Source organism: Serratia sp. MYb239 (assembly GCF_002966855.1).
Taxonomy (GTDB): domain Bacteria; phylum Pseudomonadota; class Gammaproteobacteria; order Enterobacterales; family Enterobacteriaceae; genus Serratia_B; species Serratia_B rhizosphaerae.
In genome coordinates this window covers 4,039,252-4,051,087 of the sequence record NZ_CP023268.1, presented here as the reverse complement: position 1 = coordinate 4,051,087, position 11,836 = coordinate 4,039,252, and the positions used below count along the sequence as shown (strand labels likewise).

13 protein-coding genes are annotated in these 11,836 nt (G+C 57.6%); 8 read left to right on the top strand and 5 right to left on the bottom strand.

The window, feature by feature from the left end:
• Positions 1-36 precede the first annotated feature (36 nt).
• Positions 37-363, top strand: coding sequence for a hypothetical protein (locus CLM71_RS19400; protein WP_105232446.1), 327 nt, complete (start codon positions 37-39; stop codon positions 361-363).
• Between the two features lie 152 nt (positions 364-515).
• On the opposite strand, the gene CLM71_RS24330 is transcribed toward CLM71_RS19400, so the two are convergent.
• The 3 genes from CLM71_RS24330 to CLM71_RS19385 all read right to left on the bottom strand — a co-directional run bounded on the left by CLM71_RS24330 (position 516) and on the right by CLM71_RS19385 (position 2,254).
• The gene (locus tag CLM71_RS24330; protein ID WP_232251610.1) at positions 516-686 is read right to left on the bottom strand and encodes a hypothetical protein; all 171 of its coding nucleotides are present in this window, start codon (positions 684-686) and stop codon (positions 516-518) included.
• A 133-nt stretch (positions 687-819) separates the two neighbouring features.
• Positions 820-1,122: a contact-dependent growth inhibition system immunity protein gene (locus CLM71_RS19390; RefSeq protein WP_105232445.1), complete on the bottom strand. Its 303-nt coding sequence runs from the start codon at positions 1,120-1,122 to the stop codon at positions 820-822.
• Positions 1,123-1,321: 199 nt separating this feature from the next.
• Positions 1,322-2,254, bottom strand: coding sequence for a LysR family transcriptional regulator (locus CLM71_RS19385; protein WP_105232444.1), 933 nt, complete (start codon positions 2,252-2,254; stop codon positions 1,322-1,324).
• Between the two features lie 99 nt (positions 2,255-2,353).
• Between CLM71_RS19385 and CLM71_RS19380 the strand changes: the two genes are divergently transcribed.
• Complete coding sequence (locus CLM71_RS19380) at positions 2,354-2,788, top strand: DMT family transporter (protein WP_105232443.1); 435 nt, start codon at positions 2,354-2,356, stop codon at positions 2,786-2,788.
• 10 nt (positions 2,789-2,798) lie between these two features.
• Positions 2,799-3,251 carry a DMT family transporter gene (locus CLM71_RS19375; RefSeq protein ID WP_105232442.1) on the top strand — a complete coding sequence of 151 codons (453 nt, stop codon included), beginning with the start codon at positions 2,799-2,801 and terminating at the stop codon, positions 3,249-3,251.
• A 63-nt stretch (positions 3,252-3,314) separates the two neighbouring features.
• On the opposite strand, the gene metK is transcribed toward CLM71_RS19375, so the two are convergent.
• Positions 3,315-4,469 (bottom strand): methionine adenosyltransferase, encoded by a 1,155-nt coding sequence (gene metK, locus CLM71_RS19370; protein ID WP_105232441.1) that lies wholly within the window; start codon positions 4,467-4,469, stop codon positions 3,315-3,317.
• 984 nt (positions 4,470-5,453) lie between these two features.
• On the opposite strand from metK, the gene speA reads away from it, so the two are divergent.
• The 3 genes from speA (at position 5,454) to rluF (ending at position 9,461) form a co-directional block, all read left to right on the top strand.
• Positions 5,454-7,430 (top strand): biosynthetic arginine decarboxylase, encoded by a 1,977-nt coding sequence (speA, locus tag CLM71_RS19365; protein ID WP_105232440.1) that lies wholly within the window; start codon positions 5,454-5,456, stop codon positions 7,428-7,430.
• 205 nt (positions 7,431-7,635) lie between these two features.
• The gene (speB, locus tag CLM71_RS19360; protein WP_105232439.1) at positions 7,636-8,556 is read left to right on the top strand and encodes an agmatinase; all 921 of its coding nucleotides are present in this window, start codon (positions 7,636-7,638) and stop codon (positions 8,554-8,556) included.
• A gap of 59 nt (positions 8,557-8,615) precedes the next feature.
• Complete coding sequence (gene rluF / locus CLM71_RS19355; protein WP_105232438.1) at positions 8,616-9,461, top strand: 23S rRNA pseudouridine(2604) synthase RluF; 846 nt, start codon at positions 8,616-8,618, stop codon at positions 9,459-9,461.
• Positions 9,462-9,582: 121 nt separating this feature from the next.
• Here rluF and CLM71_RS19350 read toward each other — a convergent pair whose 3' ends face one another.
• Complete coding sequence (locus tag CLM71_RS19350; protein WP_105232437.1) at positions 9,583-10,821, bottom strand: MFS transporter; 1,239 nt, start codon at positions 10,819-10,821, stop codon at positions 9,583-9,585.
• A 381-nt stretch (positions 10,822-11,202) separates the two neighbouring features.
• Between CLM71_RS19350 and CLM71_RS19345 the strand changes: the two genes are divergently transcribed.
• Together CLM71_RS19345 and CLM71_RS19340 are read left to right on the top strand one after the other, a co-directional pair.
• Positions 11,203-11,520 carry a non-heme iron oxygenase ferredoxin subunit gene (locus CLM71_RS19345; protein WP_105232436.1) on the top strand — a complete coding sequence of 106 codons (318 nt, stop codon included), beginning with the start codon at positions 11,203-11,205 and terminating at the stop codon, positions 11,518-11,520.
• A gap of 3 nt (positions 11,521-11,523) precedes the next feature.
• Entirely contained in the window at positions 11,524-11,832 is a 309-nt protein-coding gene (locus tag CLM71_RS19340) for a recombinase-like helix-turn-helix domain-containing protein (protein WP_105232435.1), read from the top strand.
• Positions 11,833-11,836: the final 4 nt, after the last annotated feature.

The following is an 11,836-nucleotide window of genomic DNA, read 5'->3' as shown; positions in this document are numbered from 1 at the left end:
ATAGCGGTATACTGAGAGGCAATAGGAGGTGGTGATGTGGCGATAACTGAAGAAGCATTATTGAGGTCAGGTTTTACGGCGAAAGACATACAGAAGCTCAGGAATAATAGTGCCAACTATGGCTCAACCATGGATGTCATTGTTTCAGACTTGGCAAACCGATTTTTGATCAATGTGTGGGTAACATTGGGTGTTTTTGCTGTCTGTCTGATAGCCTTGGTCTTGGGTTCCGTTGGCAGTGCTTTATCAGGCGTAGTTGCCGGCTTATTTGTCTTGTTAATCGGCTGGTTCACCGTCCCTGCGGGTCTGGCGTATAAGTCCTGGCGTTTCAGAAAACAGACTTACGAGCAATCTATTCGTTGAGTATCGGTATCTAGGTTTTTGTGTATTGGTTTTTTGATTCTATTGTTTTTTTATTGTGTACACCCTTGGGTACACGGAAAAAGGTCGTGCCCCATCATTCTGCCTGCTTTTTGCTCACACACTGCCGCCCTGGTCACTCAAGGGAGGTCTGCTTAGTGGACCAACTGGTGACTTGCGGGGCTAATAGCCGAATTTGTTCCAAAAAAATCCTTTGCCGTTGTTCCCCATAGCTCTGGCAACACATCGTTCCCCCATCGAGCACTGAATTCCTCATCAATCGACTCTGGATATGTCTCTTCAAATTCGACGATATCCGCGATCAAGGTATCGATCTTCGATGATGGGTTGTCTTGAAGATAGAAACCTCTATAACGCTGGGAAGGGTTGTCGCCCCTGTGATTTCGCAGCTATCCTGTCCGAAATAAATTTGTATCAGATGTTCTGAGTGCGGAAAAGTTACCCATGACCTTTACTCAAGGTTTGAATGACTTTTTCGAGGAACCTCCGGGTGGAGTATCCCCATGCTGTTGGAGAAAATTCCCCTTCAGCTAGGTTTATAAAGGCAAACTCAAGTTGCGTATCATCCGGGTATAAACCCAGAAACATTTGGGCTTCATTCACTGTTTTTTGCACAGTCATAACATTTTCGGTGTCCCTGTAAGACTCAAGAATCTCCTCTACGGACTCCCCGAATAAATCGCAATCTTGTCCGAAAAAAACACGGACCAGAGTACCAAGGTTAGGTGTTTGAGATGCCATACATTCCCTTATCTGATAATTGGATAGGCTGTCAAAATGTAATAGGGTTTACCGTTGTACACTTTCTTTAGCAGAACCACGCGTACGGAGTTAGAAGTTAACTTTATGGAGTTCCCTTGCCTAGGCGTTATAAATCGTGAGGTTAGTTTAACACTGGGCTATTCCCCAAATCAGCGCCAGGATACGTAAAGGGAAGAGGTCAAAACTGCCAGTAAAGCGGCTCGCCAAACGCCTCCACGTAGTGATCGATCACCGCCCTGACGTTCAGCGGCGGGCGGCGGGCGTGCGGATAGACGGCGGCGATCTGTTGCGGCTCGGTCTTTATCGCCGTCTCAAACTCCGGCAGCAGCCTGACCAGCTCGCCGTTTTGCAGACGCTCGCCCATCAGCCAGTCGGGAAACAGCACCAGTCCCATGCCGCCCAGCGCGGCGACCAGCAGCGTTTCCGCATTGTTGGACGTTAACAGCGGGGAGAGCGGATAGTGCACCCAGGCGTCGCCGGGGGCGCGAAACAGCCAGCGGTTCGGCCCGGACGAGCCGCGGTACACCAGACAGCGGTGGCGGCTGAGCTCCGCCGGGCTTTGCGGCGCGCCGTAACGGCGCAGATAGGCCGGCGAGGCGGCGAGGTAGTAGCGCAGCTCACCAAACACCCGGGCGTGGAAGGAGGAGTCCGTCAGCGTGCCGATACGAAAGATAACGTCTGCGGCATCGCGATGCGGATCGATAAAGTCATCGGTCTGCACCAGATCGATCAACAGGCGGGGGTAGCGGGCGGCCAGCGCGGGCAGGGCGGGCGCCACGTGGCGCTGGCCGAAGAACACCGGCGTATTGATGCGCACCAGCCCGGACGGCTCCAGCGCCCGCTCCTGCAGTTCCTTGCGCGCCTCGTCCAGCTGTTCGGCCATGCTGCGCGCATAGTCGATAAACAGCCGCCCGGACTCGGTCGGTATCACTGCGCGCGTATTGCGGTAAAACAGCTGCTGCCCCAGCGCATCTTCCAATTGGTGAATAATGCGCGAGACCTTGGAGGCTGAAATGCCGCGCTGTCGCGCGACAACGGAGAAGTTCTGTGCGTCAAAGACATCAATAAAAATCTTTAACGCGCTGACATTAATCGCGTCGGTATCCAGCATTGATGCAAATCCTGCAAAGGTGTTTAACGGATTATACCGTTTTTCTTCGTTTTCTGCCGCTGTAAGCTTCTCCGCCTGATTCATCGGAGAGCATTTGCTATGCAACTTTTACTGATTTTACTGGTTATCGCAGGAGGGATGGGCCTGTCGGTAGAGGCGGGATTGCTGGGGCCGCTGGGCGGCGAGGTCGGCGATCTGTGGGCGACGTTCAGCATCTTCGGCGTTGGCGCCGCGCTGACTTTCCTGCTGATGCTGTTTTTCAGCCCGCGCAACAGCCCATCCTTTTTTGCCCAGCCGGGCTGGCAGCTGCTGGGCGGCGTGCTGGGGCCGATCTACGTGGTGATTCTGACCGTGGCGACGCCCGCCATCGGCGTGGCGCTGACCATGATCGGCATTCTGGCCGGGCAGGTCTTCAAAAGCCTGATTATCGACCATTTCGGCCTGTTGGGTACGCCGCACCGGAAAATAGACGCCAGACGCATTCTCGCGCTGGTTTTCATCATCGCCGCGCTGGCGCTGGTCGCGCAGGGTTAAGGGGGACACCATGACGATATTGATGATTTTACTGGCGGTGGTTGGCGGTGCAATGCTGAGCATTCAGGCGGCGATCAACGGCCAACTGGGCAGCAAAGTGGGCGTGTTCCGCAGCGCCTTTCTGACCTTTTCCGTCGGCGCGCTGGTGACCGCGCTGCTGATTTTCTTCTTTGAACCCAAACAGGCGGTCAGCCTGCTGGATGTGCCGAAATGGCAGCTGGTGGGGGCGCTGTTCGGCGTGCCTTACATTGTCATTATGGTGCTGGCGGTGCAGCGTATCGGCACGGCGGTGGCGACGGTGGCGGTGATTTTCGGCCAGTTGACGATGAGCATGCTGATCGACAACTTTGGCTGGCTGGGCAACGCCGCCATCGGCTTCTCCGCCAGCCGGCTGGGCGCGATTGTCTGTCTGGCGATTGCGCTGGGCTTTATCTACTCCAGCAGCCGGACATCGGCGAAGTAGGACGGTTTGGCAGGGTAAAAAAAAGGCCGGGCATGATGCCCGGCCTTTCTGTTTGGCGCTGGTTTATTTCAGACCGGCGGCGTCGCGCAGCAGGGCAGCCTTGTCGGTCGCTTCCCATGGGAAGTGTTCGCGGCCGAAGTGGCCGTAGGCGGCGGTTTCGCGGTAGATAGGCTTGAGCAGATCCATCATCTGAATCAGGCCGTACGGACGCAGGTCGAAGAATTCGCGCACCAGCAGGGTCAACTGCTCGGTCGGTACTTTCTCGGTGCCGAAGGTTTCCACCATGATGGAGGTTGGCTCCGCCACGCCGATGGCGTAGGAGACCTGGATTTCGCAGCGGTCGGCCAGGCCGGCGGCAACGATGTTTTTCGCCACGTAGCGCGCGGCGTAAGCGGCGGAACGGTCAACCTTGGACGGATCCTTGCCGGAGAAGGCGCCGCCGCCGTGACGCGCCATGCCGCCGTAGGTATCAACAATGATTTTACGCCCGGTCAGGCCGCAGTCGCCCATCGGGCCGCCGATAACGAAACGGCCGGTCGGGTTGATGTGGTACTTGGTGGCGGCGCTCAGCCACTCGGCAGGCAGAACCGGCTTGATGATCTCTTCCATCACCGCTTCTTGCAGATCTTTTTGCGCAATCTCTTCAGAGTGCTGGGTAGACAGCACCACCGCATCGATGCCGACGATTTTACCGTCGTCATACTGGAAAGTGACCTGGCTTTTCGCATCCGGACGCAACCACGGTAGCGTGCCGTTTTTACGCACTTCAGACTGACGCTGCACCAGACGGTGCGCATAGGTGACCGGCGCCGGCATCAGCACGTCGGTTTCATTGGTGGCATAGCCAAACATCAGGCCCTGATCGCCTGCGCCCTGTTCCAGCGGATCGGTGCGGTCTACGCCCTGATTGATATCCGGCGACTGCTTGCCGATGGCGCTCAGCACCGCGCAGGAGTTGGCGTCGAAGCCCATATCGGAATGCACGTAGCCGATGTCGCGCACGGTGTTACGGGTGATCTCTTCGATATCGACCCAGGCGCTGGTGGTGATTTCGCCGCCAACCAGCACCATGCCGGTTTTCACGTAGGTTTCGCAAGCGACGCGGGCTTTCGGGTCCTGCTCCAGAATGGCGTCGAGTACGGCATCGGAGATCTGGTCGGCGATTTTATCAGGATGTCCTTCAGAAACGGATTCAGACGTGAAGAGGTGTTTAGCCATTGTATTCTTTACCTTGCATAAGACGGGTGGAAATTACTGCACAGCGCTGGAGATCCGGGCATCGAAGCGAAGGGTCTTCCGCTGATGGCGCGAGATGCATCCTGCAACGCCCCTCAGGCAAAGCCGTTAAGCAGTTTTTTCGGTTAACCAGTATATCCCTTCGTCTTCCACTCAGGCGGCGTCTTTGGCAGCCCGTTGACGTTCATCAGGTATATAGATGGATTAACATCTGGACGTCTATTTTAGGTTATGCTTTAGCCGGATTGCCAGTATTTTTTTGCCGTTTATCGCTTTTCCTCTGGCGCACCGACGCCATTTTCATCGCTTGAAACAGTTTGCGGCAAATTTTCATTTTGCATTTTGCCCGGGTTATCGGTATAAACTGCGCGCACGGCTCATTTGCTGGCCAATACGGCGACATAAGTTGTAAAGGTCTGTGAATCCGCTGCAGGCGTCCCGACGGACGCTGCCGCTTCATAGAACGGTCACGTTCTTACACTACTATTAGAGGCCTGGTCGTTCTGCTGAACGACGCGCGTGGAGGTGGTTGGATTAATGATCCGTTGTCTACCGGCTGTTGGTTCCCGACAGCAGTGCCAGTCCGGCACCAATTCTTCTGTTATCTCCCGTCTTTTCTCTATTTCACCTACCCGGTGTGATAAACACCTGGGCGCTACTCAGGATTCTCGGGCCGGCTAATCCCGCCTGACCGACGTTGCCGTCAGGCTGCGCCGGGCCGGCTGGTATTTCGCTCGTCTGAAGCACTGAACAAGGGTAGCCTGCAGCCTTCCTGTGGGATGTTTCTTGGCCTGATTCACGAGGTTTGAACAGGGTGTCTTACAATTATAGGGGTAACCAACCGATTGCCAGACGCGAACGGCCGGCTGATGTGCCGCCGCCAATGCGTCAGGCTGGGTTGTTCTCGCGGGATGTAGCTGCGATAGTGGCTGACTACGTCGTCAGAACGGGAAATGAGGCGAATTAATGTCTGATGATCTAATGAATAACCGCGCGTCAGCAGCGGGTGAACCAGTTTCTTTGCGCTCCATGCAGGAGGTTGCCATGAATGACCGTAACGCCAGCAAGATGCTGCGTACGTATAACGTCGCCTATTGGGGCAATAATTATTATGACGTCAATGAGCGCGGCCATATCAGCGTGTGTCCGGACCCGGACGTTCCCGAAGCGCGCGTCGACCTTGCTGAACTGGTGAAAGAGCGTCAGAAAGAGGGGCAACGCCTGCCGGCGCTGTTCTGCTTCCCGCAGATCCTGCAGCATCGCCTGCGTTCGATTAACGCCGCCTTTAAGCGTGCGCGCGAGTCGTTCGGCTATCAGGGCGGCTATTTCCTGGTGTACCCGATCAAGGTCAACCAGCATCGGCGCGTTATCGAGTCGCTGGTCAACTCCGGCGAACCGCTGGGGCTGGAAGCCGGCTCCAAGGCGGAGCTGATGGCGGTGCTGGCGCATGCCGGCATGACCCGTTCGGTGATTGTCTGTAACGGTTATAAAGACCGTGAATATATTCGTCTGGCGTTGATCGGTGAAAAGCTGGGTCACAAGGTGTACCTGGTGATCGAGAAAATGTCGGAAATCAATCTGGTGCTGGAAGAAGCGGAGCGCCTGAACGTGGTGCCGCGCCTGGGCGTGCGTGCGCGTCTGGCGTCTCAGGGGTCCGGCAAATGGCAGTCCAGCGGCGGCGAGAAGTCCAAGTTCGGCCTGGCGGCGGTGCAGGTGCTGAAGCTGGTGGAAACCCTGCGCGAGGCGGGGCGTCTGGACAGCCTGCAGCTGCTGCACTTCCACCTGGGGTCGCAGTTGGCCAACATTCGCGATATCGCCACCGGCGTGCGCGAGTCGGCGCGTTTCTACGTTGAACTGCACAAACTGGGCGTCAATATCCAGTGCTTCGACGTGGGCGGCGGCCTGGGGGTCGATTACGAAGGCACCCGCTCGCAGTCCGACTGTTCGGTCAACTACGGCCTGAACGAATACGCCAATAACGTGATCTGGGGCATCGGCGACGCCTGTAATGAACACGGCCTGCCGCACCCGACGGTGATCACCGAATCCGGCCGCGCGGTGACCGCGCACCATACGGTGCTGGTGTCCAACGTGATCGGCGTGGAACGCAACGAGTTCAGCGAGCCGGAGCCGCCGGTGGCGGATGCGCCGCGCGCGCTGGAAAGCATGTGGGAAACCTGGCAGGAGATGAACGAGCCGGAAAACCGCCGCTCGCTGCGCGAATGGCTGCACGACAGCCAGATGGACCTGTATGACGTACACACCCAATATGCGCACGGTATGCTGGATCTGACCAAGCGCGCCTGGGCGGAGCAGCTGTATCTGAACATCTGCAACAAAATCCAGCAGCAGCTGGATCCGAGCAACCGCGCTCACCGGCCGATTATCGATGAGCTGCAGGAGCGGATGGCGGACAAGTTCTACGTCAACTTCTCGCTGTTCCAGTCGATGCCGGACGCCTGGGGGATCGATCAGCTGTTCCCGGTGCTGCCGCTGGAAGGGTTGGATCAGCCGCCGGAAGGGCGCGCGGTGCTGCTGGACATTACCTGCGATTCGGACGGCACCATCGACCATTACGTCGACGGCGACGGCGTGGCGACCACCATGCCGATGCCGCCGTACGATCCGGAGAACCCGCCGGTGCTGGGCTTCTTTATGGTCGGCGCCTATCAGGAAATTCTGGGCAATATGCATAACCTGTTCGGCGACACCGCCTCGGTTGACGTGTATATCTTCCCGGACGGCACCATCGAAGCCGAGCAGTCCGACGACGGCGACACCGTGGCCGATATGCTGCAGTATGTGCAGCTGGACCCGACGGCGCTGCTGGCCAAGTTCCGCGATCAGGTGAAAGAAACCGATCTGGATAACGCGCTGCAGGCGCAGTTCCTGGAAGAGTTCGAAGCTGGCCTGTACGGTTATACTTACCTGGAAGACGAGTAACGCCACGGCGCGGATGGCGTCATCCGCGCCGACTTGAAGCCTGAGGAAAATCGGGCGATAATTCAGGCCATCAGCAGCGCTGAAAGCTGAAAAGAACGTTTACATCAATCCCTTCCTCGTCGGGCTAACGACGCGGAGGGGATTTTTTTTTGTTGGGCCTGTGACGTTGCGCCGCGGGCGAAATGTTGAACGATGAGGATTTACTATGAGCACCTTAGGTCATCAGTCCGATAATTCTTTAGTGTCCAATGCCTTTGGTTTCCTGCGTTTTCCGCTGAATTTCATGCCGTATGACAGCGATGCGGAGTGGGTGATTACCGGCATTCCCTTTGATATGGCGACTTCCGGCCGCGCCGGCGGGCGTCACGGGCCGGCGGCGATCCGCCAGGTGTCCACCAACCTGGCGTGGGAAGGCAACCGCTGGCCGTGGAGTTTTGACCTGCGTGACCGGCTGAACGTGGTTGACTGCGGCGATATCGTGTTCAACTTCGGCGATGCGCAGGACATGAGCGACAAGCTGCAGGCCCATGCGGAGAAACTGTTGCAGGCCGGCAAGCGCATGCTTTCCTTCGGCGGCGATCACTTTGTCACGCTGCCGCTGCTGCGCGCGCACGCCAAGCACTTTGGCAAAATGGCGCTGGTGCACTTTGACGCACATACCGATACCTACGCCAACGGCAGCAAATTCGACCACGGCACCATGTTCTACCATGCGCCGAACGAAGGCCTGATCGATCCGCATCACTCGGTGCAGATCGGCATCCGCACCGAATTCGACCACGATAACGGCTTCACCGTGCTGGATGCGGCGCAGGTTAACGATCGCGGCGTGGACGATCTGCTGACCCAGATCAAACAGATCGTCGGCGATATGCCGGTGTATCTGACCTTCGACATCGACTGCCTGGATCCGGCCTTTGCGCCCGGCACCGGCACGCCGGTAATCGGCGGCCTGACTTCCGATCGCGCGCTGAAGCTGCTGCGCGGCATGCAGTCGCTGAATATCGTCGGTATGGACGTGGTGGAAGTGGCGCCGGCCTATGACCAGTCGGAAATCACCGCGCTGGCCGCGGCGACGCTGGCGCTGGAAATGCTGTATCTGCAGGCGGCGAAAAAGCAGGCGTAAGCGAGAGTAGTGCAAAACCCCGGTCTTGCCAGAGACCGGGGGATTTTATGGAGACAGGCATGCTGGCCAAACCATCTGTACGGCTGAACAAATATATTAGCGAAAGCGGGATCTGCTCGCGTCGCGATGCCGATCGTTATATCGAACAAGGCAATGTTTTTATTAATGGCAAGCGCGTGGCGCTGGGCGATCGGGTATTTCCGGGAGATGTGGTCAAGGTTAACGGCCAGCTCATCGAGCCGCGTAGTGAAGACAACCTGGTCTTCATTGCGCTGAACAAACCGGTAGGCATTGTCAGCACCACGGAAAGCGGCGAAAAAGACAACATTGTCGATTTCGTGAATCACAGTACGCGTATTTTCCCGATCGGGCGGTTAGATAAAGACTCGCAGGGGCTGATCTTCCTGACTAACCACGGCGATCTGGTGAACAAGATCCTGCGGGCCGGTAACGATCACGAAAAAGAGTATCTGGTGACGGTCAATAAACCGGTCACCGATGAATTTATCCGCGGTTTAGCGGCGGGCGTACCGATGCTGGGCACGGTGACCAAAAAATGCAAGGTGAAGAAAGTCTCCGCCTCGGTGTTTCGCATCGTGCTGGTGCAGGGGCTTAACCGCCAGATCCGCCGCATGTGTGAACATTTTGGCTATGAGGTCACCAAGCTGGAGCGGACCCGCATTATGAATGTCGGGCTGGCCGGCTTACCGCTGGGAGACTGGCGGGAATTAACGGATGACGAACTGATCGCGTTGTTTAAACTGATTGAGGATTCCTCGTCGGAAGCAAAACCGGCGACCCGAAAACCGGTGGTCAACAAGGCCAAAAAAGCCAGTAAACCCGCCGCGCTTCCCGCCGGGCGCAAGCGGTTCACCCAGCCAGGCCGTAAAAAGAAAGGGCGTTAGCGACAGAGCTGCGCCGCCGGCAAATTTGTCCGGCGGCGTATGCCGTTACGATCCCATCCCCCTGCTTTTCCTGCATCGCTGACTTGAAGACGTCAGCCCTTAAAATCTGCAGTTTCGCAGCTTACGGGCGCTGTGCCAGCGGCCGGGCCGGGCGCATTTTGCCAAACAGCACGCCGCCCGCCAGCAGCGTGACCAGCTGCGAGGCGATCAGCACCGCAAAGCCGGATGACACCGTGCCCTGAGCGGCCATCACCAGCCCCATGATCAGCGGAATAAAGGCGGAAAACAGATTGCCGATGCCGTTGATAATGCCGTAGGCGCTGCCGACCGCCTGCGGCTTGGCGTAGTGCTGCAGCAGCGTCGGGATCGCCGCGCCCTGCAGGCCCCAGCAGGCGTTGGCCGCCAGCAGGAAAAAGGCGATCCAGCCGGTCTGAGCGCTGTTCATCAGTCCGGCCACGCACAGCGCGGTGGCGCCGCCGCCGATGGCAAAAATCAGCGGCGCCTGGTGCCGCTGCATCCGGTCGAGCAGCGCGCCGCCGAGATATTTCGCGCCGATGCTGACGATAAACGGCAGCGACGCCATCGCCCCCATCTGTTTAATCGAAAAGCCTTTTTCGTCGATCAGGTAGGCCGGCAGCCAGGCGCTGGAGCCCCACAGATAGCTGAGGGTGGCGATCTCCACCAGCATAATCCAGCCGAGCATCGGCGTATGCCAGGCGTCGCTAAAGGTGCGCCAGACGCGTGCCAGCACCGGCGTGGCGGCACGCGGCGGCGGCGCGCTTTGCGCCGGGCGGATAAACGCGCGGATCAGCCCCAGTCCGGCCAGCAGATTAAACGCCGCCAGTAGGTAAAACGACATCGCCCAGCCGAAATGGGCCATCAGAAAGCCGACCAGCGGAAAGCCGAGCGCCAGCCCGAGCGACACGCCGAGCGCGCTGACGGCGTTGGGTTTGCCTAACTCATCGGCCGCGAAGTGGTCGCTGATATACATGGTTTTCAGCGAAAACAGCGGCCCTTCGCTGATGCCCAGCAGGGCGCGCACCAGCAGCAGCCACAGGACGCTGCCCGCCAGCGGCGAGGCGGCGGTCAGCAGCGCCCACAGCAGCACGCTGAGCGTCAGCGCACGGCGGTAGCCCATCAGCGTTTCCAGAAACGGCGTCAGCAGCAGCGCCGCCAGGCCGTAACCGAGCAGAAAGGCGGTCATCAGCGTGCCCTGATGCACCCGGTTATCCCCCAGGCCGAAGTGATGCAGAAAATCCGGATTGACCACCATCACGGCGATATTTACCCGATCGACATAGGCGATGACGATCAGGAACAGCAGGGCGAACACGCCGTACCAGCGCTGACGAGCATTCACAAAGCACTCCTTAACACGGTGATAAACCTGCGCGGCGGGCGGCGTTTGCCGGGCCTGAAGGCGGGGATTACCCCTCTGAATGTAAAATTATTGTTTCATGAAAGCGCGCAGTTATCGGCGCGAGAAAACTTTTACGCCGCTTTTTATGCAAAAATCAACGCTTTTTGGCATATAAATTCACGATGTAATGCATAAATACCATCGTATTTTCATATCGGTGCATTTTTTCGTGATCTCCTCCGCATTTGTAATCTTTAAGCAACCTTTTATTAACAATTGTCGTCCAGCTCGCTTGACGAAACATTCGCCAGTTTTATAGTGGGCGTATTAAATAAGAAACTGAGTTTCATATATGAAACAAAGAGATAGAGGGTTTTAGCAATGAGCTGGAAGAACGTGTGCGAAGTGTCTCAGGTAAAAGAAGATTTCCCTTACTCGGCGACGGTAGACGGCAAAGAGGTCGGGGTGTATCTGATCGACGGGCAATACTACGCGCTGGAAGATGTTTGCCCGCACGCCTACGCCTTGCTCAGCCAGGGGTTTGTTGACGACGGCAAAGTGGAGTGCCCGCTGCACGAAGCGCTGTTTGACGTACGCACCGGCCAGTGCCTGCGTGAACCGGGCGGCCGCGACCTGCAAACCTTTCCCACCCGCGTGATCGACAATCAGATCCAGATCACCGTCATCGAGGAGGAGTAATTCATGCAACACATTACCGATTTCAACCCGTGGCTGCCGGACACCCAGCAGGTGATCCCGGCGCGCGAGGGCGGCAACGGCCAGATCCATCAGCCGGGCAGCTACCAGAATGTGATCTGGCAGACGCGCGCCCGCGTACCGGACGGTTTTGAAACGGCGTTGGTCGCCGCGCTGGAAGAGATCTTCGAGGGCGGGGCGAGCGAGCTGGATCAGATCGTCAGCGCGCTGAATCAGCGCCGTCTGTTCGATCGCAACGGTCAGCCGTGGAATGAAGCGGCGTTCCGCGAATTCCTTCACGTTAACGGTTTCTGAGCAG